22 protein-coding genes are annotated in these 26,628 nt (G+C 54.7%); 9 read left to right on the forward strand and 13 right to left on the reverse strand.

All coding sequences use genetic code 11. The features are described from left to right. Positions 1–6: 6 nt before the first annotated feature. Positions 7–651 carry a uracil-DNA glycosylase family protein gene (locus tag FIV00_RS18455; RefSeq protein ID WP_247649252.1) on the reverse strand — a complete coding sequence of 215 codons (645 nt, stop codon included), beginning with the start codon at positions 649–651 and terminating at the stop codon, positions 7–9. 132 nt (positions 652–783) lie between these two features. Between FIV00_RS18455 and FIV00_RS18460 the strand changes: the two genes are divergently transcribed. Continuing rightward, the gene (locus FIV00_RS18460) at positions 784–2,325 is read left to right on the forward strand and encodes a HAMP domain-containing sensor histidine kinase (protein WP_152502130.1); all 1,542 of its coding nucleotides are present in this window, start codon (positions 784–786) and stop codon (positions 2,323–2,325) included. Positions 2,326–2,342: 17 nt separating this feature from the next. On the opposite strand, the gene cobT is transcribed toward FIV00_RS18460, so the two are convergent. Continuing rightward, positions 2,343–3,380, reverse strand: a complete 1,038-nt coding sequence (gene cobT / locus FIV00_RS18465; protein WP_152504322.1) for a nicotinate-nucleotide--dimethylbenzimidazole phosphoribosyltransferase — start codon at positions 3,378–3,380, stop codon at positions 2,343–2,345. A 107-nt stretch (positions 3,381–3,487) separates the two neighbouring features. Between cobT and FIV00_RS18470 the strand changes: the two genes are divergently transcribed. The 4 genes from FIV00_RS18470 (at position 3,488) to FIV00_RS18485 (ending at position 6,555) form a co-directional block, all read left to right on the forward strand. Further along, entirely contained in the window at positions 3,488–4,360 is an 873-nt protein-coding gene (locus FIV00_RS18470; protein ID WP_152502131.1) for an adenosylcobinamide-GDP ribazoletransferase, read from the forward strand. 26 nt (positions 4,361–4,386) lie between these two features. Then, entirely contained in the window at positions 4,387–5,580 is a 1,194-nt protein-coding gene (locus FIV00_RS18475) for an alpha/beta hydrolase (RefSeq protein WP_152502132.1), read from the forward strand. 67 nt (positions 5,581–5,647) lie between these two features. Further along, positions 5,648–5,842: a DUF1289 domain-containing protein gene (locus FIV00_RS18480; protein ID WP_209006605.1), complete on the forward strand. Its 195-nt coding sequence runs from the start codon at positions 5,648–5,650 to the stop codon at positions 5,840–5,842. Continuing rightward, positions 5,842–6,555 carry a TIGR02281 family clan AA aspartic protease gene (locus FIV00_RS18485; RefSeq protein WP_152502134.1) on the forward strand — a complete coding sequence of 238 codons (714 nt, stop codon included), beginning with the start codon at positions 5,842–5,844 and terminating at the stop codon, positions 6,553–6,555. Before FIV00_RS18480 ends, FIV00_RS18485 begins: the two co-directional genes overlap by 1 nt. 7 nt (positions 6,556–6,562) lie before the next feature. Here FIV00_RS18485 and dusA read toward each other — a convergent pair whose 3' ends face one another. After that, positions 6,563–7,594: a tRNA dihydrouridine(20/20a) synthase DusA gene (gene dusA, locus FIV00_RS18490; protein ID WP_152502135.1), complete on the reverse strand. Its 1,032-nt coding sequence runs from the start codon at positions 7,592–7,594 to the stop codon at positions 6,563–6,565. Between the two features lie 303 nt (positions 7,595–7,897). Continuing rightward, positions 7,898–9,286: a DUF3179 domain-containing (seleno)protein gene (locus FIV00_RS18495; protein WP_152502136.1), complete on the reverse strand. Its 1,389-nt coding sequence runs from the start codon at positions 9,284–9,286 to the stop codon at positions 7,898–7,900. A gap of 368 nt (positions 9,287–9,654) precedes the next feature. Here FIV00_RS18495 and FIV00_RS30120 point away from each other — a divergent pair, with 368 nt between their 5' ends. Next, the gene (locus FIV00_RS30120; protein ID WP_152502137.1) at positions 9,655–9,897 is read left to right on the forward strand and encodes a hypothetical protein; all 243 of its coding nucleotides are present in this window, start codon (positions 9,655–9,657) and stop codon (positions 9,895–9,897) included. Positions 9,898–10,040: 143 nt separating this feature from the next. Here FIV00_RS30120 and FIV00_RS18505 read toward each other — a convergent pair whose 3' ends face one another. The 3 genes from FIV00_RS18505 to FIV00_RS18515 all read right to left on the reverse strand — a co-directional run bounded on the left by FIV00_RS18505 (position 10,041) and on the right by FIV00_RS18515 (position 13,907). Beyond that, positions 10,041–10,634: a hypothetical protein gene (locus FIV00_RS18505; RefSeq protein ID WP_152502138.1), complete on the reverse strand. Its 594-nt coding sequence runs from the start codon at positions 10,632–10,634 to the stop codon at positions 10,041–10,043. Between the two features lie 99 nt (positions 10,635–10,733). Beyond that, positions 10,734–11,792 carry a hypothetical protein gene (locus FIV00_RS18510; RefSeq protein ID WP_209006606.1) on the reverse strand — a complete coding sequence of 353 codons (1,059 nt, stop codon included), beginning with the start codon at positions 11,790–11,792 and terminating at the stop codon, positions 10,734–10,736. A gap of 420 nt (positions 11,793–12,212) precedes the next feature. Next, positions 12,213–13,907 carry a CAP domain-containing protein gene (locus tag FIV00_RS18515; protein WP_152502140.1) on the reverse strand — a complete coding sequence of 565 codons (1,695 nt, stop codon included), beginning with the start codon at positions 13,905–13,907 and terminating at the stop codon, positions 12,213–12,215. A 443-nt stretch (positions 13,908–14,350) separates the two neighbouring features. Here FIV00_RS18515 and FIV00_RS18520 point away from each other — a divergent pair, with 443 nt between their 5' ends. Next, positions 14,351–15,232: a DMT family transporter gene (locus FIV00_RS18520; protein ID WP_152502141.1), complete on the forward strand. Its 882-nt coding sequence runs from the start codon at positions 14,351–14,353 to the stop codon at positions 15,230–15,232. A gap of 92 nt (positions 15,233–15,324) precedes the next feature. Here the strand turns inward: FIV00_RS18520 and FIV00_RS18525 are convergent, their stop codons facing one another. The 3 genes from FIV00_RS18525 to FIV00_RS18535 form a co-directional block, all read right to left on the reverse strand. After that, the gene (locus FIV00_RS18525; protein WP_152502142.1) at positions 15,325–18,891 is read right to left on the reverse strand and encodes a calcium-binding protein; all 3,567 of its coding nucleotides are present in this window, start codon (positions 18,889–18,891) and stop codon (positions 15,325–15,327) included. Between the two features lie 34 nt (positions 18,892–18,925). Next, positions 18,926–19,396 carry a toxin-activating lysine-acyltransferase gene (locus FIV00_RS18530; protein WP_152502143.1) on the reverse strand — a complete coding sequence of 157 codons (471 nt, stop codon included), beginning with the start codon at positions 19,394–19,396 and terminating at the stop codon, positions 18,926–18,928. Between the two features lie 187 nt (positions 19,397–19,583). Then, complete coding sequence (locus FIV00_RS18535; RefSeq protein WP_173006049.1) at positions 19,584–21,605, reverse strand: sensor histidine kinase; 2,022 nt, start codon at positions 21,603–21,605, stop codon at positions 19,584–19,586. A gap of 3 nt (positions 21,606–21,608) precedes the next feature. Between FIV00_RS18535 and FIV00_RS18540 the strand changes: the two genes are divergently transcribed. Further along, positions 21,609–22,262: a response regulator transcription factor gene (locus tag FIV00_RS18540; RefSeq protein ID WP_152502145.1), complete on the forward strand. Its 654-nt coding sequence runs from the start codon at positions 21,609–21,611 to the stop codon at positions 22,260–22,262. 87 nt (positions 22,263–22,349) lie between these two features. Here FIV00_RS18540 and FIV00_RS18545 read toward each other — a convergent pair whose 3' ends face one another. From FIV00_RS18545 to FIV00_RS18555, 3 genes are read right to left on the reverse strand one after another with little or no spacing between them, the layout of a single operon-like run. Continuing rightward, positions 22,350–23,414, reverse strand: coding sequence for a TRAP transporter substrate-binding protein (locus FIV00_RS18545; protein ID WP_152502146.1), 1,065 nt, complete (start codon positions 23,412–23,414; stop codon positions 22,350–22,352). A gap of 12 nt (positions 23,415–23,426) precedes the next feature. Further along, entirely contained in the window at positions 23,427–24,983 is a 1,557-nt protein-coding gene (locus FIV00_RS18550) for a TRAP transporter large permease subunit (protein ID WP_152502147.1), read from the reverse strand. Beyond that, on the reverse strand, positions 24,980–25,453 hold the full coding sequence (locus tag FIV00_RS18555) for a TRAP transporter small permease subunit (protein ID WP_209006607.1): 474 nt from the start codon (positions 25,451–25,453) through the stop codon (positions 24,980–24,982). The genes FIV00_RS18550 and FIV00_RS18555 overlap by 4 nt, the downstream gene beginning before the upstream one ends. Positions 25,454–26,076: 623 nt before the next feature. On the opposite strand from FIV00_RS18555, the gene FIV00_RS18560 reads away from it, so the two are divergent. Next, the gene (locus tag FIV00_RS18560) at positions 26,077–26,619 is read left to right on the forward strand and encodes a peroxiredoxin (protein ID WP_152502148.1); all 543 of its coding nucleotides are present in this window, start codon (positions 26,077–26,079) and stop codon (positions 26,617–26,619) included. Positions 26,620–26,628: the final 9 nt, after the last annotated feature.

A 26,628-nucleotide genomic window follows, 5' to 3' on the forward strand; every position in this document is an offset into this window, starting at 1 on the left:
AGCCCTTTAATGGGATGTGAGGCGTGCGACTTCGCTTTGCAGAACTGGCACCAGATCCTTATCGAACCAGGGATTTTTCTTGAGCCACGCGTTGTTGCGCCAGGACGGATGTGGCAAGGGCAACACTTTTGGCTGGTCCTGCTCCGGTAGTTCCTCAAAATAGGACTGCCATCTGGAAACGGTATCAGTAAGCGTTTTTCCGCGGCGGGCACCCAGATGGTAAGCCTGCGCATATTGCCCAATTACCAGAACAAGCTCCAGCTGAGGCATCGCTGCAAACAACTGATCATGCCAGGTTTTCCGGCATTCGTTGCGCGGCGGTAAGTCGCCTCCTTTTGCATCAAGACCGGGAAAACAAAATCCCATTGGAATGATGGCAAGCCGGTCTGCGTCATAAAACACATCCTCCCCGATCCCCATCCAGTTTCTGAGACGATCCCCCGATGGATCCGTGAATGGTCTGCCGCTTTTGTGAACTCTGGTTCCAGGAGCCTGACCGCAAATACAAAGCCTTGCAGAAGAAGACACTTGAAGGACCGGTCGCGGCGTGTGTGGCAGCGCAGATTTCTCTGGATTTTCAATGCATATGCGGCATGCACGAATGTCGGCCTCAATGGACTTCAGGCTTTCGGAAATCTTCTTTTCAGACAATGAGTTGCACCTTGGCACAGCCGGTTAACACTTCTCTTACCACGCTCCTGAGGACGATCTTAAGGAATGGTGAGTCACCTTCAATAAACACGCAGTATCCAAATAACCAAATCAAAACCGTGCGGGCGGCAAATGGGCATCCTTGCGCCAGAAACCGGCGACGAAAAAGTCACCATCAACCAGCAGCGAGCGAAACGTCGCCGCGAGCTGGCGCGCACAATGAACAATGTCCGCAGCAAACTGGGCACACCAACCGGTCTGCACACAACTTTCGACCTTGAACGGCAGCATCTCTTTGCCGATACGCGCATCAATGCCGCCTATGCGGTTCCGCTACTGGCGCTCATCGTTGCCGCGATCTCGATTCTATGGGTTGAACCGGTCTCGATTGGCGCATGGTTTGCCGTTGTCCTTTGCACTCATCTTTTAATGGTCGTTACCAGCCATTCCTACGAAAGAGCGCCGTCGGACCAGAAGGTGCGCACTATCTGGCGTCGCCGTTTCACCATCGGCGAACTCATTTATGGCTGTAGCTGGGCTCTTTTCTTTATTCTACCGCTCAAGAACGATGCCGGCGAAGGCTTCGTCATCTTTCAGTTCGCAGCTCTCTTGATCGTCGTGGCCATGAACACCATGCAGGCCGCAACGCTGCCGAAATGTCTTTTGGTGAGCACCATGCCGATCACGCTGGTGGTCACGATCAGCTTTCTGCAAAAAGTCGATCCAATCCACTATACGCTGGCTGCAATGGCCATCGGAGCTCAGGGGTTCTTTCTCATCCTTGGCAACCAGCTCTTGAAAAACGCCAATACGATGCTGGAGTATCGCGCCGACAAGGATCACCTGATTGCGGAACTTGAAACAGCCAATGCGATGTCAGACGAAGCGCGGCGCCGCGCAGAGGCAGCCAACATGGCCAAGTCACGCTTCCTGGCAACGATGAGCCATGAGTTGCGCACACCGCTCAATGCGATCCTAGGATTTTCGGAAATCATGAAGGATGAAGTGCTGGGCGTGATGCACAACAAGACCTATCGGTCCTATTCAGAGGATATTCACGGGTCCGGTCAGCACCTGCTCAACCTGATCAATGAAATTCTGGATCTGTCACGCATCGAAGCCGGACGGCATGAATTGCACGAGGCACCTTTGTTGCTCGACGACGTCGTTGAAGAGTGCGGCACAATGATGAAAGTGCGCGCCAAGGCGAAATCGATCTCGATTTATCATACGCACGAACCAAACCTGCCAACCGTATGGGCAGACGAACGTGCGCTGCGCCAGGTGGTACTCAACCTACTCTCCAATGCCCTTAAATTCACTCCGGTTGGCGGAGAAGTCAGGATCATGGTCGGTCCGACATCAGAGGGCGGTCAATACGTTTCCATCAAGGACAGTGGACCTGGAATTCCTGAAGATGAAATCCCGACCGTTCTAGAGGCATTTGGCCAGGGGTCTCATGCCATCAAGAGTGCTGAACCGGGGACCGGACTTGGATTGTCGATAGTACAAGCGCTTATCGGCATGCATGACGGCAAGTTTTCTCTGAAATCGAACCCTGGAAACGGCACCGAGGTTACCGTCACACTGCCGCGCACCCGCATCATGAACTATTCGCCGGAAGTTCAGTGGGCACCGAGGAACGAAAAGGACAATGACGCCAAGTCGGCCTGAGACTGCCCAGAACCGCGTCAGCTTTCTTCGTCGTCCGATTTTTCCGAAACGCCAGCATCCGCGAATGTTGCCATGCCGGAATGCATTTCTGCGGCAGCCTTTGCAATACCGGCAGCAAGCGCTGCGCCCGAGCCTTCACCAAGCCGCATTCCAAAATCAAACAGGGCTTCCTTGCCCATGTGTTCAAGGGTCTTGGCATGCGCCTGCTCTGCGGAAAGATGAGCGAACAGGCAGTGATCAAGCCCGTCGGGGTCCATTGCATAAACAACGGCTGCTGCCGCAGTCGTGACAAATCCATCGACGATGACGGGCACTCTTTGCAAGCGAGCAGCGATGATCAATCCGGCCATTGCCGCGATCTCCCGACCACCGACTTTGCGCAAGACTTCCAGCGGGTCTTTCTCGCCGCCAAGGCGGGCAACAGCTTTCTCAACAGCGTCACGTTTGCGCTTCAGGCCTTCATCATCAACACCGGTGCCGCGCCCGATCCAATCCTCTGCCTTTCCGCCGAAGAGTCCATTGATGACCGCAGCTGCAACCGTCGTGTTGCCGATCCCCATTTCACCAAGACAAATCAGGTCAATACCACCGGCAAGCGCTTCCATGCCGTAGGCCATGGTCGCGGCGCAGTTGGCTTCATCGAGGGCATCTTCCTGTGTGATGCTTGGCGTTGGCATGTCGACGGCAAGGTCAAACACTTTCAATCCGACATCATATGCGCGGCAGATCTGATTGATCGCGGCACCACCGGCGGCAAAGTTCTCCACCATTTGCCGGTTGACCGCGCTTGGAAATGCGGACACCCCTTCATCGGCAACACCATGAGCCGTGGCGAAAATCGCAACAAGAGGACGCGTCACCTTGGGCGGCGCATTGCCGGACCAAGCTGCCAGCCACTCTGCAATCTCTTCAAGTTGACCGAGCGAGCCGGCAGGCTTGGTCAGTTGTGCGTCCCGCTCCTTGACCTTGCGAACCGCTTCATCATCCGGTCCAGGCATGGATTTCACCAGATTGCGGATGTCATCAAAGGGAAGCGCGGTCTCGGAAAGGGACATGGATTTCAGGTTCCGGTTCTCAGGCCGGATCATGCCAGCCACTTGGTCTCGCTAAGGCGCTGATCTATAACGGCGCACACGCAAAACTCAAGCACAGGACCGGCCTGATGAGCCCTGAAACCGACCAACCTGCTGATTCAGGTGCAAAAACCGGAACCAACAAAACCCGGGATCACTTCAATCGGCTCACCAAGGGTTTCCCGGCACTGATGGCTGACACCGCGGCCTGCATTCGATTCTTTTCTCGTTTACCCCTTCCAAAGGTCAACGCTCAAGACAATCCGGCAGCAGCGCCAGACTTTGCAAGGATCAGCCGGGCTGCGCCCATTGCCGGCATGGCCGTTGCCTTGCCTGCCGCCGGACTTGGTATGCTTCTGGGCTATACGGCGCTTCCGGTTCTTGCCATTGCGGCTCTGATTGTCGTCATGCTGGCTGTGACCACGGGTGCGCTTCACGAAGATGGTCTCAGCGATGTTGCGGACGGCTTTTTTGGGGGTTCGACCCCTCCAAAGCGGCTGGAAATCATGAAAGACAGCCGCATCGGCGCTTTCGGGGCATTGGCTCTGGTGCTGTCCGTCGTCTTGAAGATCGCGCTGCTTGCCGAACTTTGGCAGCGCTTCGACCCTGCGGATGCTGCCTTGCTTCTGCTTGGCGGAGAAGCGGCCAGTCGCGCTTTCATTGTCTGGCAGTGGCAACAACACCCCCTCGCCCGTCCAGACGGTCTGGCAGCCCGGTTCGGAAAACCCGACAAAACTTGTGTCCGGCAGGCGTTCTTGTTCACCGTTCCATTCCTGCTGCCCGCAGCCTTCCTGCTCTCGTTACCGGGCTTCCTGCTGGCCTGTCTGCTACCGGCGGCCCTGGCATTTGGCATTGGTCAACTCGCAGACCAGAAGATTGGTGGTGTTTCAGGCGATATTCTGGGCGCAATTCAGCAAATTTGTGCACTTGGTTTTTTGCTTGGGATGCTTATGGTGCCCTGAGTTACTGAGTAAAGGCTGCCAAACAGATGACCGCCACTTTTCCGCGAGATCCGTTCTTCAAGCACCAGGCAGCATGCCTCAAGGCTTTCGCGATTGTTTTTTTGTGTCTCGGTCTCGGTGCCTGCGGCGGACGGCCTGACCTTGGCGCTTTGGCGCTGAACGACGCGCCCGCGCCGGGTGCAGAGGTCACCGACATCATGATCGTCACGACCCGCGACAAGGATGCGACCCCGGACACCTATTTCGGCGGTGAACGCGGACAGGCAATCGGCTATGCCGAAGCCTCCATTTCCGTTCCTCCGGATCATGAGCCGGGACAGATTGAATGGCCAAACAGTTTTCCCGGAGATCCAGAAAAGAACTTTGTCACCCGCAAGGCAGGCTATATCGCTGACAAGGCCTCCTTCACGAACGAGATCAACCGCAGACTGGCCTCAAAACCACGTGACGAACGAGAAATTTTTGTCTTCATTCACGGCTACAATACCCGCTTTCCCGAAGCCCTCTACCGGTTCACGCAGATCATTCATGATTCTGAGTTTGCAGGCGTACCGGTTCTGTTCACATGGGCTTCGCGAGGTAAGGTTCAGGACTATGTCTATGACCTGAACAGCGCTGCGATTGCGCGGCAAGCGCTGGAACAAACACTTATTCAGTTGTCAAACACACGCGCAGAGAAGATCACCATTCTCGCGCACTCCATGGGTAACTGGCTGTTGATGGAAACAGCGGTGCAGGCGTCTGTTAGCGACCGGCGCAAAATGACGCGCAAGATTGACGAGGTCATACTTGCAGCACCCGATATCGACATCGACCTCTTCAAGGCACAACTGAAAAAACTCGGCCGCCCGCCGAAACCATATATCGTCATTGTTTCTCGTGACGACCGGGCCTTGCGCCTTTCACGGGCCATTGCCGGTGGCAAAGAGCGAGTTGGCGCTTATTCCGATGACAAAGAGCTAACCGAACTTGGAGCCGTCGTCGTGGATCTAACGGAATTGGATGCCCAGGACGGGTCGCATCACTCGAAATTCGCTCAGTTGGCGCAGTTTCAACCGCAATTGCGCAAAACCCTCGGACAATCGAGCTTGACCAGGTCGGTAAACCGTGGAAACGCGGGGACGGTTGGCGATGATCTGGGCAATTTGGTGGGCAATACAATTGCGCTCCCCGTGCGCATCATTGCCGCCCCGTTCAATTATGCCGGTGGTGGAACTTGATGGTTCATTGCAATTGATTGAGGCCTGACGTCTTGGCAAAGCCATATTCCAGCGCCATATGCGCCACATGAATTCGCCATGTATAAAAATCTGCCAGATCGACCGAAACAGCGGCCTTTGCACGGGGTGCTGGCGTTCGCTCGACGAAATTGCCGGCTGGTCGAGCTATAGCGAAGAAACCCGCTCCCAGATCATGTCCGGGCTGGATAGCCGCAGGGTCGCACACGAAACGCGTGGTGGCGGCATTTCCGGAGCTCGCTGATGGGTGGCCCCAAGCAACTGCGCGGCCTCATCGTTGCCGTCCTGATCGTGGTCATGGGCATCGCCGTTTTCTACGCCGTATTCGGTGATCCGACAGATCCGGCAAACGCCAACTTCGATGACAGAGGCCCGCGCGTCGTGGCCTTGTCGGCACTGGCGTTTGTTTTCATCGCCAGCTTCATTTTCGGCCAACCGAAAGTGCGGGAAATCATCCAGGGAACACTGTTCTGGGGCGGACTTTGCGCTCTTCTTGTGATCGGCTACACGTTTCGCACCGATCTTGTGCAGGCAGGCTACCGGGTGCTGGGTGCCTTGTCGCCGGGCCTTGCTGTCAGCCAACCTGATGGGTCGCTCCTGATTGTGCGCGATGCCGGGGGCCATTTTGTCCTTGATGGCCGTGTCAACGGTACACGGACCAGTTTCCTGCTTGATACCGGCGCCAGCGCAGTTGTTCTGAGCTATCAGGACGCCCTCCGCGCCGGCTTTGAGGATCGGGACCTTTCTTTCACAGTCCCGGTTTCAACGGCCAATGGAAGAACTCTGGTCGCGCCCGTGCGGATCGAAAGCCTGACCATCGGCGATCATACCTTGCGCAATGTTCGTGCGTTCGTCGGAAGACAAGGCAATCTAGAAGCAAGCCTTTTTGGAATGACGGCACTGGACCGGCTGAGAAGCTGGCGGATCGAAGGCGACCGCCTGATCATGACCCCTTGAAGCAGCGCTATTCGGCAGCCTCGGCGTCATAGTCCGTCGGACTGACGGCAGCCAGAGCCTTCTCGACAACTTCGAGCCCTGCCCCCGGTTTGATCGCCTCGACAGTCAAAATGCGCCGCCAAGACCGTGCGCCTGGTCGTCCGTGAAAAAGCCCCAACATGTGACGGGTCATGTGAGCGAGTTTGACACCCTTGCCAAGCTGGACTTCAAGATAGGTCATATGCGCCCGCACAGCATCCCAGGGTGAAACATCACCCTCCTGGCTGCCATAGAGCCTGCGGTCGACCTCGCCGAGGAGTTGAGGCGTGTGATAGGCAGCGCGCCCGTACATCAGGCCATCAAGATCTTCCAGAAAGGGCTCGGCCTGATCGAGCGTTTCAAGACCGCCATTCAGGCCAATGAACCGCTCAGGCATTCGCTTCTTCAAACGAACGACACGGTCATAGTCGAGCGGTGGAATGTCCCGGTTTTCCTTGGGGCTGAGACCTTGAAGCCATGCCTTTCGGGCATGCACCCAGAGCGCATCCGCTCCGGCTGCAAAGACTTTGTCGGCCATGTCATCAAGCGCTCTCTCAGTGTCCTGGTCATCAACACCCAGTCGGCACTTGACCGTCACCGGTATATCGACCGCGTCTTTCATTGCCGACACGCACTTGGCGACCAGGTCCGGCTCCTGCATCAAACAAGCACCGAAGCGGCCGGACTGTACCCGGTCGGATGGACAACCGACATTGATATTGACCTCGTCATACCCGAAGTCGGCCACAATTTTCGCAGCCTTTGCCATTTCATCCGGATCTGATCCGCCCAGTTGGCAGGCAATCGGGTGTTCAATCTCGGAAAAGCCAATCAGATGCTGCCGGTCCCCATGGATCACGGCACCGGTCGTCACCATTTCAGTATAGAGCAAGCCACGCGCGGTCAGCTGCCGGTGAAATGCACGGCAGTGCCGATCCGTCCATTCCATCATGGGTGCGACGGAGAAACGGTGCTGATCAGTCTTTGCAGCGTCCGCATCATAGCCTTTGATTTTATTCATTTTTCAAAACCTACAACGACAACCAGCGCTTCGTCAGAGCACAGTCATCCGCGTCCTTCATGACCGTTGCCAGCAAACGAATATCATCCGCTGGATCAATCCCAAGCATGTGCTCTCGCTTCGAATGAGTTGCATATATCAAGACTCATCCAATGCGGAAAGGTGCGATCTGAGGTCTGTCAGCGCTGCAATACTTGACCACGTCCCGGCTAGCATTCCGAGACAGGGCGGCTAGGTCGTTCGGATTTCAAGCCACAAACCAGGTCAGGAGATTTTGGCTCCGGGTCCCTTTTACTTGATCCGTTACTCCGGCCAAAGCGCTGTACCGGGGTGAAATTGCGACCAGGCGAACCAGAAGGCCTGGTGACTGCCGAGATCGGAGCCATCGGCGTCTTGTGCGCGGATGCCTCCGGCGTCCAGTTTGAGACGCACGTTTTCAAATGCGATTTCTTCTCCGCTTTGAAGCGCGGCCATCGCCTTGCTGCGCTGAAATGCAACCGGTTTGCCTGAAGCAGTCAACGCGCCGATGATGTCCTCGTGAACGGGCAAGCGCGGATCGATGTCACCGATGGGGAAAATCGGACCATTTGCGTCGCGGGTATTGCGGAAATCCGGATCACGGCCGAGGGCGTAACGCTCTTTCAGCACCGTGGTGTCGGGATGCTCCTTCTTCCACCGGCCCCAGTCGGTCGTCACCACTGTTGCCTGCTCCAGTTTCAGGTTCTTCTCAGAAAGCGGGCCTGTCACCGCGTGGCCAAGAAATGTGTCAAAGACGGAATAAGTGTTGAGGTCGTACATCACTTTGTTGGACCGGATCAGAAGACCTGAAGTGCGCAGGATCGGACGGTCAATGCCTTCCGGCATGCGATCCGTGAAGTATGCCTGGGCCGCTCCGCACAAGGTGCAATAGGGAATGCCCAGATCACGACCACCAAGCGTGTCGTTGACCATTTCGCGCACTTCCATGATCTGGCGCGGGTAAGCACGAGATTCGCCATTCACTGTAATTCCGAAAACGATATCGTCGTCTTTCAGCCAGCTTGCTTCTTGAGCGCTGATCACTTCCGGATTGTCGGCCGCCGGTATGCAATTGCACAACTCATCGGTTTTGTCGTGCGGACGATTGTCAATCAGAACACCGCCCCAGGACACCATTCGCCAGTCTATATCGCCTTCAATGAATATCTTGTCCAAGCCCGGGATGATGCTCGTGAAAATTTCGCGTTTGACCTGCAGATAGCCGGGTGGCGCTGGAATGTCCCATGCAATGAGATGATCCGTCAGGACGCCCCAGGCGTTTTGCTTTCGCAGGTCCTTGCCCAAAAGATCGGAAGCCGCTGTTGAGAGAGCCACATTCAGCTGAGGCGACGTGATGAAACGCATCAGATCACTAATGATCCAGGCAATGCGCGGGTCCTTCGACGCGGCAATTTCCGACAAGGCGACCACCTGGTCCCTGCCCCAAGCTGATTGCGTGACACTGTCGATGAACGCTGAACGGATTGCCGTTTGAAGGTCTTCCGAAAGCGGGCCATCCGGCACCGACGGGCGTTCACCATAGGTCTCAATCACATAGTCTGGCAGCTTGCCGTCGTCTTGAGCGCGCAAGTCGTCGATACAGAAAAGACAAAGCAGCGCAGTCACGAAAGCTGCAAGTTTCAAACGGGACCGTAAGCTGATTGCCACTGCCATTCTGACGCCTTTCCAAGGTTGCCCATGCCATCAGTGCTTCCGCACGCGATGGGTCTTTCAACGCATGAGACACGGTAGAGCGCTGTTGCAGTGACCTGCCAATCACAAACTCATTAGCGAGCTGTGAGCTTCCAACGTTTGTCAGGCCTTGTGTTTGACTTCGTTGCAGTTTCAAAGGTCCGATCAAACCGAAGTGATTGGTCGCCAATGTTTCTTGTCGCTATCCATTTTCCATGCGCACGGCCTTTCTGATCGCTTTACTGACAATGCTGGTGTTGCCCGCTGGTGCTGGGGAACACGGAAGCTTTTTCGGGACCTGGGGAACTGAAAAACAATGCGCGCGGGTACCACTAAAGCCCGGCGGAACTATGCTCTCAGAACCCTTTGAGATCGGACCTGAGTGGCTCAGACAGGGCCAATTGTGGTGCATGCTCAGCTGGGGACCGGTTGAAAGGCGTGAAAACGGGCTCTTTTCAGCAGCCCATGCGCGTTGCGGAGAAGACAGCGTTCGTCAGTATTTTCTGGGCGTGAAACTGGAACAGGACGAACTCACACTCCGGTGGGATTTTCCGGTCAAGAACGGCCCATTGAGACGTTGCCGGGTGCAATAGTGGACTGCGCCTAACCACTTAAAAAGTCGACGACCTGTCTGGGACAAAGCACGCATGCTCTCGCTTGCCGGAATGGAACTCACATCCATCTCAGACAGAGGAAATCTCAGACGTTCCCCGGGGGCTACAGGTCGAAACTCCAACTAGTTCGTTATCCGCTCCAGCGTGATTGTGTTTTCCAAACGCGCCCTGATGTCTTTCCTGATGACATCGGAAATCTCGTCGCAGTTTGCGACGCGTCTGCCGTATGTGATGACGACCTCTGCGTTTCCATCATCAGACGTCAGCAAGTGTTGTGTCAGCAAGAAAGGTAGCCGGAGCTCAAAACCATTGTCTTTGACAAAATTCGCTTCCGGATTGTTGGCCAATGCCGCTTCGGCCTCTTCTGGAACGCACTGCTCTCTGAATGCAACAGAGACATCGTCAATCATCACCTGATCGAGATGACCATAATCCAGAATGCCGGTTGGTTCCTCGAGCGTTTCAGCATGGATGAGGATAATGTCCGAGCCTTTTGAAAAGGCTGTGAAGGAAACCTTGAACATCCGCCCATTGCTCTCCTGACGATGATGCAATTCCCCAAGCGGTACGACGCTTTCGCCGATGACGATCCGGTAAGCTGCCTGATGTGTCGTCGTGACGGTGTTGGAGTTTCGATCAAGATAGTCATGGAACGCAGCGCTTGGCCCAGTTGAATAGAGAAACGCGGCAAGGAGCGTCAGTCCTCTTGGCAGCATGCTTGTCCTCCGATTGTGCTTGCCTCAACGGCCAGATCTATTTCCTTTGCCTTACCAATTGCAGCAGCAACGTCCTCAAAGACATCGAGAGATAGCCCATCAAGCGTCTCCGGCAGCGAGCGCTTCCAGAACGTTGACGTAGCTGTCAGCGAAGGCATGCGCGGTTTCACCCGTCTGTAAAGGTTCCGAGTAGCCGAAGGACAAACATACCCCGGCCGCTGTCGAGACAATGGCAACCAGCACCGGATGGATGCCATGGTTCTGCGAAGGCATTAACAGAACTTCGGAATACCCCACCGCTCGACCGGAAAGCCTTTCAAGGTCGCCTACATCGGTAACGCAAATCCCGCCAACAAAGGCAGTGTTTGCCGCCGACATCTGGTCGACCGTTGCCAGAGTGACAGCAAGAGGCACGTCTGCATCCATCAACAGGGACGGTGGACGATGCTCCGTGAACTGGGTCTGCAGAGCGCGAGCAATCTCAAGTGTATCTGCTTCACGATATTCCGGTCCCAGGAGCAGTGTGATACCGGCTACATATTCCCCGACTGCATCATGCGAAATGGCGGGGAGGCAATCGTCGCGAACATCTGTCGGGGCAACGATGCCGGTCCAACCCGTCCCCCCTGGCAAAACTGACGCCGCCTTGACTGCCGCGGCGCCAAAAGCCGAAGCAAGATGCAATCCGTTTTGTTTCAGACAGGCATGAAGCGCACTCAAGGTCTCAGGCCTCAGGATACGTAAAAAGCCATATGGTACGCGTTGGCTGCTGTCGGCCGGTTGGTTGACGGGCCAATTGGTTTCTTTCGGCCAGGACGAGAGTATTGATCGATCCCCGGAAAAACCTCTTGCGGCGAGCCCTTCTTCCACTGGCGCAGTCATCGGCAACGTTGACGTCTGCCAGGTTTCCGGTTCCTGCAGCAGGTGGTCAAGGTCATTGAGAATGACCAGCGCCGAGCGTCCGTCGATCCCGCCGTGATTGGTCACCAATGCAATCCAGGTAACCTCATCGTTTTGGCCGGTCACCAGATAGGCACGCCAGGATACGTTTGAAATGTCCAGGACCTGTTTGGCAATTTCGGTATAGAACGCTTCGACGTCAAACGCTTCTCCTGCGGGGTGAACCGCTATCTCAGTTTTTTCAAATGGAACGTCCACAACCCAGTCCCGGGAAGTTTGCCCTTCTATTCGAGCGCGCATCATAGGGTGACGGTTGTGGATCTGTCTCAGCGCCGATCGAAGTCTTGAAACAGTTGGCGGGACGTCAAACTTCGCCATCGCAACCAGCTGTATTCCGCCATTGCTTCGGCGTATGAGTTCAGAAAATAGAGTTTCTTGAGGTCCGAGGGATCGTTTCAATGAAGACACTCTGTGTTGCAGGTTTCCATTGAAAGTTAGGTTGTGCTGACCGTTTTCACAACAGCACGCCCAGATTCATTGCGACCCCGCAAGACCTCACCAAACGCTCAAGCAGATCTCGGTGAGAGGCTGAATTCGCGCAAAGCCGACAATCGATTTCTCAGCCTTGAGCGTTCGATATCGCAGAACCCGCTCCCTTAGAGCGGGTTCTGAAGCAGATCAGACGATCGCAAAATCGTCCGGCTGAAGGATAGTTCCGTCGGCAAAAACGAACTGGTCGAGATGCGCGCCCTGGTCATTGATCGTGATTTCACCTGGACTATCATCCCATGACAGGACCATGTTGTTGTCGCTGTCGCGCGAGGCATCAATGTCGGAGCGATTGAGATCTTTGAAGACCAGCTTGTCCGCGCCATTTCCCACCAATTCGACGATCTCTATTTTTCCGCCTTTGGATGTGACGACATAGGTGTCATTGCCGGAGCCACCGATAAGCTTCTGCAAGCCTCCTGCGGACGCTCCTGGCTCCAGTGTATCGTTGCCAGAACCACCTTTGAGGGTATCGTTTCCGGCATTGCCCTTGAGAATATCATTGCCACCACCGCCGTTCAGGAAATAGGCAACCTTGGCATCATCACCAACAACGCGGTCATCCTTGTCTGCGCCCTGAAATCTCTCAAAGCCGTATTTGGAGAGGGCTGCCGTGTTGAATTTCGATCCGGCCTCAACGACAAGCGTGTCGATGCCTGCGCCGCCGATGTCTCTTGGCGTGCCGTTGTCCCAGAACTTGTCGCCGCTGCCATAGAAGATGATGTCGTTTCCGGCACCACCTGCGACATCATCACGACCTGTGCCGCCTCTGATGTAATCATTGCCGGAATTTCCGCGGAGTATGTCGTTTCCAGCTCCACCGACAAGCCGATAATCGACATCGCTCTCGTTGCCGATGACGCGATCATTCTTCTCCGCGCCTACAAACCTTTCAAAACCATACCAGGACAGGCCTGAAGTGTTGAAAACCGAGCCCTTGTTGACGATCAACGTGTCGATGCCTGCGCCGCCAATGTCCTTCGGAACCCCATTCGTCCAAAAGTCATCGCCGTTGGTATAGTAGATTGTGTCGTTGCCGTTGGTTCCGACCGGAGGCGGTGTGGTGCTCCCGCCGCCTTCCGATCCGTCCTTGACGTCCAGCTTGACGTTCTTGCCCGAGATCGAGACAGTCTTTTCAATGGTACCGTCGATGCCGGAACCAGTAAACTTGGCTGTGTAGGAACCATCTGCCAATGCAATACTGTATCCACCGCCGGGATCTGTGGCTCGAGAGGCGACAGTTGCACCAGAGGAGTTGACAATCGTGACCGTAACGGAACCGAGCCCCTCACCCAGATCATAGGACTTGTCGCTGTCAGCATCATCAAAGACAACGCCCGTCACATAGTTTTTCTCTGTCCCAGCAAAGTTTTGTGTGGCGTAGCTGGTAGAATGGTCTGGCGAGTTCGGGTGGCCACCAATGGCATCACCAACACCGAGCACTGAATAATTCGCGCTCAGAATGTTGGCTCTATGGCCAGATGAATTCATCCAGCCTTCATGCATGTCCTCAATGATCTTTTGAGGCACATACTCGCCGGATATCGGCTTGGATTGATTAAAGGGATTGTAGGCGATGTTTTCGCCCATTGGATACTCGGTCCAGCCTTCAGCTTTCATCCTGTCCCATGGCTGGGATCCGCCTGCGCCCGTATGATCAAGAACGCGACCGGATGCCATCCAGTCGGAATGCTTTTGAGCTGCCGAATTAAGCTGTGCTTCGGATGCAAGTGGCTCGAGGCCTGCTGCCAGGCGTTCCTTGTTCACGAGTTCCAAAATCAGCTGTTCGCTCGAACTCAGTTTGTTCACCGGATTGTCGGCCATGATCTACCCTTTCCCGTTTCACGTAACGGGCCGCAGGCTCATGGCGAATTCTGGCAAAACAACCGCGGGATTGCGGAAGGTTTGGGCAATGCTGTGTCAGAAAAAATATCTCGCACAGCGTGTAGTTGGTGTTGTCAATGAAGATTGTCGACAGAACTGGATTGGTTGGCGGATTTCTGCCCTTCATTGGTGTACCAAAAGTCGGCAGTCGACCGAAACACCAGCCTGAAAAACGCTCAAGCAAGCCTACAATTTAAGCAGGTTGCATAGATCAAAGAAGTTCGATTTTTCATTGAATTTCCAATTATTTACGCGTTTCTAGCCTGAACAGAACAGGTCTGATTGTCTTCGCGACCTCTGTTGAACGGACGCTTCATGCGCAAAGTGGCCTTGTCGTGGTTTATTGCCGGTGATTAGGTGCTTGCTCAGTCTGAGGGCAGCCCATGTCAACGGTCACAACACACTCCCAATCGCAAGTCAGCACCGGCATCTTGATGATGAGTGTCGGGGTTGCAAGTCTCTGTGTCAGCGACGCAATCGCGAAGGCCTTGACGGCGGATTATTCCCCAATCCAGATCATTTTCATCCGAAACATCATTGCACTTCCCTTTGCGGCACTCATCGCCCTACAGCTGGGCGGTCGCTCCGCGCTTGTGTCTCACCGGCCGATGGCTCATCTGTTGCGAGGCGTCCTCTGGCTCCTTGCTGCCGGGCTCTTTTTCACCAGCTTCATCTACCTTGGCCTTGCCGAAGCCACGACGCTCATATTTGCCATGCCAGTATTTGTGACAGCAATTTCGGCATTGCTTCTCAAGGAGCAAGTCGGCTGGCGCCGATGGACAGCGGTTCTTGCAGGGTTTTTAGGCGTCCTGGTGGTCATCAGGCCAGGTTTCGGAACGTTTCAGGCAGCGTCGTTGCTGCCTCTTACTACCGCGTTCTTCTATGCCTTGCTGATGCTGAGCGCTCGCTGGGTTGATCCGCGCGAAAGCGTCTGGACGCTTATGCTTTATCTTGTTGGTGCAGGTGCGCTCCTGAGTGCACTGCTTCTGCCATTTGTGTGGGTACCACCGCGTCTTGAGGATATCTGGTTGTTCCTGGGCATCGCATTGTTCGGCACAGCCGGCATCACGTTGATGACACAAGCCTTCCGGTTCGCGCCGGCAGCGGTCGTTGCGCCGTTTGATTACACAGCCCTTCTTTGGGCAACGCTGCTCGGATGGTTGCTCTGGGAGGAGATACCTGATGTTGCGACATATGTTGGCGCTGTCATCATCATTGCCAGCGGCATTTATATCGTGTTGCGCGAGCGGCAACAGGAAGCATAACCTGAACTGTTGCTAGTGAAACTATCCAGGCACAAACAGACAGGGACGATCTATTGACCGTCCCTGTCTGTGTTGTTCTTTGCCAATATGGATCAGATAAAATCCGTATCCGGAACAGAGACCTGAACCGCATTCGAGCCGTGTGCAAGTGCAGTTGTCAGGTCAGAGGCTACAGCCTCACCTTCAGCGCCCCCGAAGGAACCGAGAGTGTCGGCAGCTCCGTCAAGGAGGTTCATAATGTCCGCAGATGCAAACATCTCAGAGCCGATGGAGACACTGTCAGCACTCACGGCAACACCATCGTCCAAGTCCGGCTGGTCATAAATCGCCTTCAGGTCAAAGGCGAAACTGTCAGCTCCCTGAACAACCTTCAGCCATTCAACTGCGGTCGTGTCATCATCCATGCCGTAAACTGTAGCGACCGTCTTGTCCTCAACATGGATTGCGAGTTTGTCGGCCGTTTTCGTGAAGCTGAACGTATCCTCTTCAAGTCCCAGGATTGTGAAGCTGCGCAATTCGATGACATCGTTGCCATCAGGTGCCTGGCTGATTTCATCGATTTGCGGGATGTCGACACCGAAGGACTCAAGGAAAGACTGGACACCATCGGTTGCGCGTTCGGCAATCTTTGCTTCGCCATCAGCCCAAATCGCATAGACGTCGTCTCCGGCTTCACCTGACAGGAAACCCGTGCCGCCAAGAACGTCATCGCCGGCACCGCCCAAGGTGACATTGGCTTTCACTTCATAAGAACCGAAACCGTTAACACCAAATTCCGGGCTAAAGGCGGCAGCCACGTCGAGCACGCCTGAAACCGGTTCTGTGATGTCCTTGATAGCGCTTACCGTACTTGTGAGTGCGGACCGGAAATCCTGAACCAGCGGTACATCGGAAAGCATGTCGTGGATCATGATCTTTGTGAAATCGACCACATCGAGAATAACGTCCGAACCAGCACCACCGGAATACAAGTTGCCGGCACTAATGGCTGCAATCTCGACAGGAGCGTCGTCATTGACTTCTTCGTTCAGCTCCAGGGAGTCAATCAGATCATCGAGGCTCTCGCCCGTGAGGATCAAATCGTCGCCGGCACCTCCCATTACCAGAGAGTTGGTATCGGCTGTCGCAAAGGCGATATCGTTGTCGTCGCCGCCATGGACAATCGTGCCGGGACCGCCTGCGATCATCAAATCTGCTCCATCGCCACCAAGCTGTGCAGTCACGACCAATTCGTCCGGCAAGGCACCGGTCACGCTGGCCTTGCGGTTGCCGTTCGCATCCTTGTCGTTGCTGAATTCGAGTGTGGCCGCAGCTTCGTCGCCCAGGGAAACGCCAAGCATTATGTCGGTCCCTGCCCCGCCATACTGGAAGGACACAGCTCCCTTAAATTGTGGAGCAATAACGGTGGCTGCCGACACCATGACATCTGAGCCGTCGCCACCGAACTGTGCCACGCCTTGACCGCCGCCAACGATGATATCATTACCGGCATCAGCATATTGCAGCACACCGACACCGCCGCCGATCATGACATCATTGCCTTGCCCCATAACCTGTGTCGTCATGGCTCCAGCGCCAAAGGCAAAATCCTTGCCGGATCCGCCGAATTGGAGATTGTTGGTACCACCGCCGATCAGAACGTTGGTGCCGCCGCCTTCTGTTTCGAAATGCTCATCGAAATTCTCGATAACTTCAGCGAACTTGCCATCGTCAAAACCAAGATCTGACGGGATCGCACTCCACAAATGGTCTCCAAACTGGATGTTGTTCGCGCCGCCTGCCATCAGGAAGTCATGGCCGGAACCGCCAATCTGGATATTGGCACCACCAACCGCGAACAGTGCATCATCGCCGGCACCGCCATGTTGCAGGTTCAAGCCAGCCACGCCGACAAGAATGTCTTCACCATCGCCGCCGAACTGTCCGACATTGGTTCCAAGACCGAACATCTTGTCATCGCCGCCATCACCGAATTGCAGATTGCCGGCACCAGCGGCAGCCAACAGGTCTTCACCTTCACCGCCAAACTGAATGTTAGCCGCACCGAGCGCTTTCAGCTTGTCATCACCCGCACCGCCGAACATTGTGTTGACGCCGCCCAGCGCGAACAAATCATCTTCGCCGGCACCGCCGTGAACAACATTCACACCACCAATCGCGGTTATCGTGTCGTTGCCATCATCACCGTGAAGAACATTGACGCCACCTGCAGCCTTGATTGTGTCGTTCCCTGTGCCGCCATTGGCAACGGTCGCACCCGCCACCGCTTCGATCAGATCGTCACCGGCATCGCCATGAATGACATTTGAAATGCCATATCCGTAAATGGCGTCATCATCCGCTCCACCGCTCATGACATTCGATGCGCCACGGCCTTCCATATGGTCTTCGCCATCTTCCCCATGCATCACATTGGATGCACCGCGACCATAGACTTCATCGTTGCCGTCACCGCCGCGCATGACATTGGAAAGGCCTTTGCCCTCCATCACGTCGGCACCGTCGCCGCCATGCATGACATTGGAAGCGCCACGACCTTCCATGTGATCATTGCCAGCGTCGCCGTGCATCACATTGGAGGCGCCGTAACCAAACATCTCATCGTCGTGATTGCCACCGCGCATGATGTTCGATGCACCACGGCCTTCCATATGATCTTCGCCGTCATTTCCGTTCATGACATTGGAGGCGCCATAGCCAAACATGTCGTCATTGCCGGTTCCACCGTGCATCACATTCGAAAGACCGTGGCCTTCCATGTGGTCATCGCCGCTGTCGCCGTGCATGACGTTTGAAGCGCCGTAGCCGTACATGTCATCGTCGTGATTGCCTCCGCGCATTTCATTCGATGCACCGCGGCCTTCCATATGGTCTTCACCGTCATTGCCGTTCATGACATTGGAAGCGCCATAGCCAAACATGTCGTCGTTGCCGGTTCCGCCGTGCATCACATTTGAAAGACCATGGCCTTCCATGTGGTCGTCGCCGCTGTCGCCGTGCATGACGTTCGAAGCACCGTAACCGTACATCTTGTCATCATGAGCACCGCCATACATGACATTGGAAGCGCCACGACCTTCCATATGGTCGTTGCCGTCCTCCCCTTTCATCACATTGGAGGCTCCGTAACCCTTCATGGTGTCATTGCCGGTTCCGCCGTACATCTTGTTGCAAGCGCCATAACCATAGAGGCCGTCGTGGCCGGAGCCGCCTTTCATGATGTTGGTTGCGCCATATCCATAAAGACGGTCGTTGTAGCTGCCCCCGTCCATATCGTTCCAGATGCCGCGACCGTACATATAGTCCGTGCCGGATTCGCCGCGCATGACGTTCTTGGCGCCATAACCGTAGAGATAATCCGTACCGGTTCCGCCATACATGCCATTGTAGCCGCCATAGCCATAAAGCTTGTCGGTGCCGCTTCCGCCATAAAGGTAATTTGTTGCGCCGTAGGCCTTGATCTTGTCGGTTCCGGAACCGCCATAGAGATAATTCAGTGGCGCCCAGCCTTCGATGTAGTCGTTGCCGGAACCGCCATAAAGCTTGTTGCGGATAGCTGAGTATCCATAAAGCTTGTCATTGCCGGAGCCGCCGTCCTTGTTGCCGTAAAGACCGTACAATTTGTATGTCTGATGAATGCTTTTTGAAGAAGAGCCCATTTTGAAAGTTCCTTAAAATAGAGAAATGAATGGATCACGCCGCAAAGGCGCGGGCTTTTACAGAACGGCCGTTTTGATCCAGTCCGGGATGCTGGACGATGCGCAGAACGCGGCCTTTTGCATCACGCCGGACCGAACGAAGCGCACGTTCGGGAAATACGGTCCGTTTCAGATCTCGCGCGGTCGCAAAACCGTCGCCAAAGGGCGCGATGAAATCGATCACCACCGGGTTGGAACCGTTGTTCCATTCCTCAGGGTCTGGGACGTGATTTTCGTGAAGAACAGCCCGTTCCGTTTTCTCGTCGAGCCAGGCCCAGGTTGCCAGTGCAACGGGCAGTCCGCCACGCCGCCAGATGCGAACCTGACCAAGCATAAGCGGCGGCAAGATGAGGCCTCCGACTTCGGCAATGGTACGGTCCTTGTGCAAGGCGCTTTCAGCCATTAGGGCCGTCGCCTCGCCAAGCATGACAAACGTCACTTCCGGGGTGGGTTGCAATTGGGCCATTGTTTCAGCTCCTGACAGCGTTTCCGTTGTCAGAAAGCTAAGATCGGCCGGAATTACCCGGTATGGGGTAGATCCCCCAATCGCAGCCTTCGCATATGGATTTTGCAGCGATCGGGCTTAGTCACACCGCGATCATGAGCGTCTCAGAAGCAGGCAACTCTTTTTCGGTTGCGATCCAGTTTCATTGTCAGCTCACGTCTACTGACGGAATTCGCAGCGAAAACACCGTCCCTTGCCCAGGTTCGGAAGACACATCAAGCACAAGACCGTTTTGCGCGGCCAAGTCCATGCAAATGGCAAGACCAAGGCCATGACCTTCGCTCTCTTCTCCCGATTGCCAGGCTCGTCTGAACTGTGCCAGTTCTACTTCACTCATGCCGGGTCCTGTGTCGACAACCTGCAAAAGCACGTGATCAACACGGCGCCTGATACCGGCGAGCACCCTGCCTCTTTCGGTATATTTGATAGCGTTCGACACCAGGTTCGAAGCAATGCGCATCAAGGCCAAAGGCTGAACTGAAATCATGGCACTGGATTCAACAATAACGAGGTCGAGGCCCTTTGAAGCGGCTTCGTCCCGAAACATTTGACCAACGGTCTCGAGGACCAGCGAAATCCCGTATGGTTCCGGATCTGACTGCTCTCGCTCGTGGTCTCTTTCTGTGCTCTCTTCCATGACCTTCGGGCGAGCATCCTCAAGATGCTCCAAGGCAAGATTCTGAATATAGTCGAAAGCTTCGTGCAGACGCTCGCGTGTGGCACTTGTTTCATCGCGCGTCATTGCCTCAACCGTCATGCGAAGCGCGCTCAAGGGTTGCTTGATATCGTGTGACATGGTCGCCAACTGGAGCTGGCGCTTCTCAGCCAATTCGCGAATACGCGAATAGTTCTGTTCGGCTTTCAGCAGTTCCCGTGCGGCATCCGCTTCCTTGCGGACGGCTTCAATTTCCCTGTCCAGCGCTCTTGCATGTTCGCGCCGCAATTCGACGAGCCCGGTGGAAAGACCTGCCATAACGCCAAATGCCAATGTGGCGTAGACACCCTTTATGAACCAAGGAATGGAGATCTCCGCGATGCCCATACGAAAAATCGCCAGAACAATCACCAGGGTGAAACCCGCAATTGTGACTGAAGTGACCCAGCGAACCACCCGCTTGCGTGCGCCATTGAAAGCGTCCCAGTGAAAAACGGCATAGACCTGCGCAAGCAGCATGCCTGCAAGGAGAACATATGAAAATGGCGCCATGAATTCGGCTGGAAGGACGAATACAAGGATGATCGCACCAAGTGCTCCAGCACCCGCCCAGGACAATTGCATATGGAAGCGTTGCCGGCTGGAATACCGCTGCAGCGACAGCCCTGCACAAAAGTAGCCCTGCGCGATCACAAGGAGCAGCAGGACAAGCCCCACTGACAGATGAATGTCAGGTAGATCGGGATAGAGCCAACGGTAGGGAAAATTGTCCAGATAAGCGACAAACCCGAGACCCAGCATCAGGAGCAACGCATAGGAAAATTCCACGACACTCTTCATTGCGATGCTGAAGACGAAAAAGAATATCAGGCAAGAGCCGAGAAAGGCATAAAAGCCAGCAAGTTTCAGTCCACTCGCGAATGCATTTTCCTGATGAACGGCTGGCGGCTCCAGGACGAAATCGACTTCCTCAATAGCGCCGTGAACCATTCGTGTGGCGAGCACTGCTTCTTCACCCGGCCCAAGAACAATCGAAAGGCTGCGAAGGCGAGACATGCTGTAGTCGACTGGATTGAACGCGCGGCGAATGTCGTGTTCGAGGAGCTGTTCGACAGTTCCACCCGGCCTGATGAGGTGAACGTCTAGCGCAATCAGACCATAGATATCTGAAGCCAGGACCCAGCTAGAGTGGGCCTGATCAGGGATCCGTTCAGGGCCCTTCAGAGCAAGTAGTCCCCAGATCCCCTGATAAGGAACGACCTTCGCTGCAACGCCTTCGAAGCTGTCCGACAAACCGCCATCTTTGAATTGGGCTGCAAGCTCGGCAAGCGCCTGCTTCCTGTCTTCCGCAAAGCCCATGAATTCACCGACATTTTCGACGGGCCGGTTGTGTATAAGTTCCAGTGTTTGCGGTGCAGCTGACGCTGCAACGGTTGCGAAAACAACACTCAAGCAGACAAGGAAATATGCTATGACTGCTCTCACACCGTCCCCTTCACCTTTTTGGTCGAGCATACATTGTCGCAGTCTCGCTTTCATGCCGTAATTGCTGATGACCATGCAATTGTCCGAGCCGGATTGCGCAGTGCCCTTGAAACTCCAGGCACCGTCGAGCCAGACGGCATAGAAGTCGTTGCTGAAGCCAGCGACGGATTGCAGGCGATTGCAGCGCTTCGGCAGCACCGTCCAACATTGCTAATTCTGGATGTCCAGATGCCGCATGCTGGCGGGTTGGAAGTACTTGTGGAGGCAAGGCGCTGGTCGCCGGAGACAAAAGTCGTTGTGCTGACCGGCGTTTCAGCCATCGGCAAGATTGGTGAGTTGGTGGCCAGCGGCGTTGATGGGCTTTTTTCTAAAAGCGAAGACCATGATGAGCTAATCCGTAAGCTGCCGAACATCTTGCGCGGGCATCGCCACATTGCAACGCGTTTTGAAACTTTGCTTGAGGATGCTCCGGATGTGCCGATACTGTCTGATCGCGAACGGCAAACTCTCAATTTGATTGTCTCAGGCCGATCCAACAAGGAAATTGCCGATACACTTGGCATCAGTGCCAAAACAGTCGACCGCCACCGCACCAATCTCATGAAGAAACTTGATGTTCATTCCGTTGCGCAGCTGATTGCCTATGCCCTGCGTGAAGGCTTGATTGACCCTTCTGTCGAACTGTAACGCCCAATATGCACACTGGCTGTTGGGTCAAACGCGAACGACCCCACGCGTCAGTATCGCGGGATCGTTTTCTTCCGGGATGAGTTATCAGACTCGTTGAGTAAAGGTCGCCGCCTTGACCTCAATCGCGTAGTCCTTTGCCAGAGCAAGGAAAGCGTCATAGCTTTTTTGTACTTCGGCAAATTTCGGGTTGGCAGCAGCATTTTCGGCCATGACCTCTGAGACTGCCGGTTTGAGCGCTGCCATCACATCCTCAGGGAATGCGGCAAAAGTCACGCCATCGTCCTTGAGTTTTTTCATGGCGACGGCGTTGAAATAATCAAACTGCGCCGTGGTTTCGACCGAAACGGCCTCCGCAGCGTTGGCAATCACTGCCTGCAGATGCGCCGGCAGACCATCATAGGCATCTTGGTTGACAACGATTTCCAAGGCAGCAGACGGCTCGTGGAAGGCTGGGACATAACAGTATTTGGCAACCTTCTGCAGACCAAAGGCCTGATCGAGCATGGGCCCGACCCATTCTGCCGCATCAATCGCGCCCGACTGGAAAGACGGAAAAATTTCCGGAGGCGGCAAGAGCACCGCATTGACACCAAGCTTGCGCATGGCTTCACCGCCGAGACCAGCGATGCGCATGTTGAGGCCTGAGAGATCGTCTAGGCTTTCCACCGGGTTCTTGAACCAGCCTGCGGCCTGTACTCCGGAACTGCCGGAATAGAAGGGTTTCAGACCACGTTCCGCATAAATGCTATCCCAAAGATCCTGACCGCCGCCGTATCGCAGCCAAGCCGTGGTTTCCACTGCAGTCATGCCGAAAGGTACCGCTGAGAAGAAGTGCAAGGCCGAGTTTTTCGATGCCGCATAATAAGGCGTTGAATGGCCGATTTCAGCGGTTCCCTGCTCCACCGCATCTTCAACACCAAACGGTGGCACCAGCTCACCACCGGAAAAGACCTTCAGGGTCAACTGACCATCTGACATTGCCGCAACGCGTTCAGCAAAAGATGTCACATTGGTGCCAACACCAGGTGCCTTTGCAGGAAAGGAGGTCGGTAATTTCCACTCGACCTTGCCCTGTGCAATCGCCGGGGCAGACAGCATGGTTGCGGGCGCAGCAACTGCACCGACCTTCAGGAAATCGCGTCTTTTCATTTCAACTTCTCCTCAGAACAAAACAGCGGGCAGCCAGGTGGCAAGCACCGGAAACGCAACGACTACGGCAAGCGCCAGCAATTGAATTGCGACAAACGGAATAACCGCAACGTAAATGTCAGACGTTCGGATTTCCGCCGGGGCCACAGATCGAAAGTAAAAGAGCGCAAAACCGAAGGGTGGCGTCAAGAAGGATGTTTGCAGGTTGAGCGCAATCAGAACTGCAAACCAGACCGGGCTTATGTCCGATTGCAGGATGATCGGCCCGACTATTGGCACGACAATGAAGATGATTTCGACAAATTCCAGGATGAATCCCAGGAGGAATATGACCAGAAGCGTCAACACAAGCATGCCATATGCGCCGCCGGGCAATGCCTGCAAAACTTCGGCGACGTGCTCGTCTCCGTCAAAACCGCGAAAGACCAGCGACAGAATGCTGGCAGCGATCACGATGCCGAAGATCATGCCCGTAATCGACACAGTTTCACGCAGTGCAGGTATCAAAACATCTTTCTTCAGAAGCGAATTTGCAGCAGCCAACAACAGACAGAAAGCCAACAACATCAAGGCAACGGAAACAATCGTTGTTCCCGACCACACGATCTTGCCGCCGGCAAATTCAAGACCGAACACGCCTGCTCTGCGCAAAACCAAAAGCAGAACGGCCAATATTGCACACGCAATTGCAAGACGTGCGGCGGGGCCTCCCCGGCCTGAGGCGGCGATCAATACGGCACCAGCCACACCAACAGATGCGGCTTCGGTGGGCGTTGCAACGCCAACAAGAATGCTGCCAAGAACTGCGACGATCAATCCGAGTGTCGGAGCAATGCTTCCAATCAACTCAAGGACCGAGACTTTGTTTCCGTCCGCATCCGACCGGTCTGCCGCAGGAGCGCCGCGTAAGCGAAAGAGAACATAAGCGGCGTAAAGCAAGACAAGCAAAAGCCCGGGCAGCAGCGCGCCAGCGAACAGATCCCCAACTGTGACGGGGTCCGGAGCAAAATTTCCGGCCTCCTGCTGCGCCTCGAAATAGGCATTGGAAATCTGGTCACCCAATAGAATGAGGACAATTGAAGGCGGGATGATCTGGCCCAATGTGCCGCTTGCACAGATCAACCCGGCACTCATGTGCTTGTTGATGCCCGACGAAAGAAGCGCCGGGAGTGTGATTGTGCCCAGCATAACAATAGTCGCACCGATGATGCCCGTAGACGCTGCAATCAACGCACTCACCAAAATGACGGCGAGAGCAAGCGACCCTTGATTGCCACCCAACGCATTCGTCAGGCTCTTGAGCATTTTCTCGGCCTGCCGCGATTTCTCCAACAAGAGGCCCATGAACACGAAGAGTGGCACAGCAAGCAGCAACGGATTGGACATGACCCCGAAGACACGCTGCGGCGCAGCTTGAAAAAAAACGAGATCGAATTGGCCGAAAGCGGCAGCAAGCAATGCGACAAGGGTGGGTGCTCCGGCAATGGCCAGCAGAACCGGGACACCGGACAAAATGCAGCCGAAAACGGCCATGGCCATTATGAGCAACCAGACAACATCCATGCTCATTTGAAGGCCTGCCGGACAGCGCCGATCAGTCTCTGAAGGCAATGGAGGATCACAAGCGCCGGCAAAATCAGCAAGCAGGTCTTGACCAGAAACAATCCTGGGAGCCCTCCTGTTTCCGGCGAGCCCTCCAGAATGACCCAGGAGCTCTTCACCAGCGGGAATGCCGCCCAAAGCATGATGCCGAAAACCGGAAGCGCAAGAAGAAGATCTCCGAGCCAGTCTATGCGTCGATTGACGGCGTCGTCCCATTTTTGGCGAAAGACATCAACACGCACGTGATTTCCCCCGTCAAATGCAACGATAACCGACAAGGCAACCAGAGACGCAAATGCATAATTGACCGCATCCTGTATTTCCAAAAAACCGAAACCCAAGAGGTAACGCATCAAGACAATCAGCAACTGTCCCAGAAAAACAGTTGCGGTGAGCACCATGCAAATCCATCGGACGGTATTGAAAATTCCTCGCATCAAAAGTCCGTTCCAATAACTTCCGTCCAACAATGCACTCGATTGACTCTTTTGATCCGGCGCTCAAATCGGGTGCAGATTAGTCGCCTGATTTGGTCATGTATAGAAGCATTTACTTTCGCAGCCACGATAACCCCCAGGCGAAAATAGGCTCCTGCGGCGTGAAAATCCTACACACCGTTATATCTCTTTTGCACACACACCCGGGCTTCATGAGATCAGGTCCCGGCAATCCAGTCTGAAACCAACGTCGCATTCGACTGTCGCCTGACTGAATTTCTATTTGGTCACCGAAAGGAGAAAGTTTGCGTCGCAAAAACTCAACGACTAATCTTAGCTGCTTGAATAGTCTGAAGATTGTAAAACGCATTCAGGCGCAGGAGGTTTTTTGAATAGATTTCAGAATCTTAAAAAGAAATTTGACGCTCTATTTCCACAACTTTGACTATCATGAACTCACTTTGACTCCTTGCTGCGTCGCAGCAATTACGATATCCAAATTGTCAAGGTGCCGTCATCACCGCGCGGCCACTGCGCTCCTTTCTCCTCCTAAAGCAAAGTGGCTTCCTCCCAGCGGAAATCCGGCATCTTCCGGTTTTTGAATTCATTCAGGAGTCCCTTCAATGCTCGGCAAAAAAATTCCTTTCGTTACATTTCGCACCCGTGTTCGCGACGATTCAATCGATGGACCTAACCCCTTTCGTTGGGAAGACAAAACCAGCGATGACTATTTCAAGGGCAAAAGGGTCGTCCTGTTTTCCCTTCCAGGTGCATTCACGCCAACCTGCTCCACGTTTCAGCTCCCCGATTTTGAGAAACTCTATGCCGACTTCCAAGCCGAAGGTGTCGACGAAATCTACTGTGTATCGGTGAACGACGCGTTCGTTATGAATGCCTGGGCCAAGGCGCAGGGCGTGAATAGCGTCAAGGTTATTCCTGATGGATCAGGCGAGTTCACGCGCAAGATGGGCATGCTTGTCGCCAAAGACAATCTTGGCTTTGGAATGCGTTCGTGGAGGTATGGCGCTATTGTCAATGATGGTGTTGTCGAACAATGGTTTGAAGAAGAAGGCTTCGCCGACAATTGCGAGAGCGACCCCTACGGCCTGTCTTCCCCGCAGAACATTCTTGAATCCTTGCGCGCCGACAAAGTCAAAGCCGCATAAATCAGAACG

This window comes from Labrenzia sp. THAF82, assembly GCF_009363435.1.
Classification (GTDB): Bacteria; Pseudomonadota; Alphaproteobacteria; order Rhizobiales; family Stappiaceae; genus Roseibium; species Roseibium porphyridii.

Coding starts and splice junctions, on each gene's coding strand:
- FIV00_RS18505 (WP_152502138.1), bottom strand. CDS start 10,634: ATGCTGCCAAGAGGACTGACGCTCCTTGCCGCGTTTCTCTATTCAACT.
- cobT (WP_152504322.1), bottom strand. CDS start 3,380: ATGTCCCTTTCCGAGACCGCGCTTCCCTTTGATGACATCCGCAATCTG.
- FIV00_RS18550 (WP_152502147.1), bottom strand. CDS start 24,983: ATGAGCATGGATGTTGTCTGGTTGCTCATAATGGCCATGGCCGTTTTC.
- FIV00_RS18470 (WP_152502131.1), top strand. CDS start 3,488: ATGAGCCCTGAAACCGACCAACCTGCTGATTCAGGTGCAAAAACCGGA.
- FIV00_RS18480 (WP_209006605.1), top strand. CDS start 5,648: ATGAATTCGCCATGTATAAAAATCTGCCAGATCGACCGAAACAGCGGC.
- FIV00_RS18560 (WP_152502148.1), top strand. CDS start 26,077: ATGCTCGGCAAAAAAATTCCTTTCGTTACATTTCGCACCCGTGTTCGC.
- FIV00_RS18460 (WP_152502130.1), top strand. CDS start 784: ATGGGCATCCTTGCGCCAGAAACCGGCGACGAAAAAGTCACCATCAAC.
- FIV00_RS18555 (WP_209006607.1), bottom strand. CDS start 25,453: ATGCGAGGAATTTTCAATACCGTCCGATGGATTTGCATGGTGCTCACC.
- dusA (WP_152502135.1), bottom strand. CDS start 7,594: ATGAATAAAATCAAAGGCTATGATGCGGACGCTGCAAAGACTGATCAG.
- FIV00_RS18495 (WP_152502136.1), bottom strand. CDS start 9,286: ATGGCAGTGGCAATCAGCTTACGGTCCCGTTTGAAACTTGCAGCTTTC.
- FIV00_RS18485 (WP_152502134.1), top strand. CDS start 5,842: ATGGGTGGCCCCAAGCAACTGCGCGGCCTCATCGTTGCCGTCCTGATC.
- FIV00_RS18515 (WP_152502140.1), bottom strand. CDS start 13,907: ATGGCCGACAATCCGGTGAACAAACTGAGTTCGAGCGAACAGCTGATT.
- FIV00_RS18475 (WP_152502132.1), top strand. CDS start 4,387: ATGACCGCCACTTTTCCGCGAGATCCGTTCTTCAAGCACCAGGCAGCA.
- FIV00_RS18535 (WP_173006049.1), bottom strand. CDS start 21,605: ATGCTCGACCAAAAAGGTGAAGGGGACGGTGTGAGAGCAGTCATAGCA.
- FIV00_RS30120 (WP_152502137.1), top strand. CDS start 9,655: ATGCTCTCAGAACCCTTTGAGATCGGACCTGAGTGGCTCAGACAGGGC.
- FIV00_RS18520 (WP_152502141.1), top strand. CDS start 14,351: ATGTCAACGGTCACAACACACTCCCAATCGCAAGTCAGCACCGGCATC.
- FIV00_RS18525 (WP_152502142.1), bottom strand. CDS start 18,891: ATGGGCTCTTCTTCAAAAAGCATTCATCAGACATACAAATTGTACGGT.
- FIV00_RS18530 (WP_152502143.1), bottom strand. CDS start 19,396: ATGGCCCAATTGCAACCCACCCCGGAAGTGACGTTTGTCATGCTTGGC.
- FIV00_RS18545 (WP_152502146.1), bottom strand. CDS start 23,414: ATGAAAAGACGCGATTTCCTGAAGGTCGGTGCAGTTGCTGCGCCCGCA.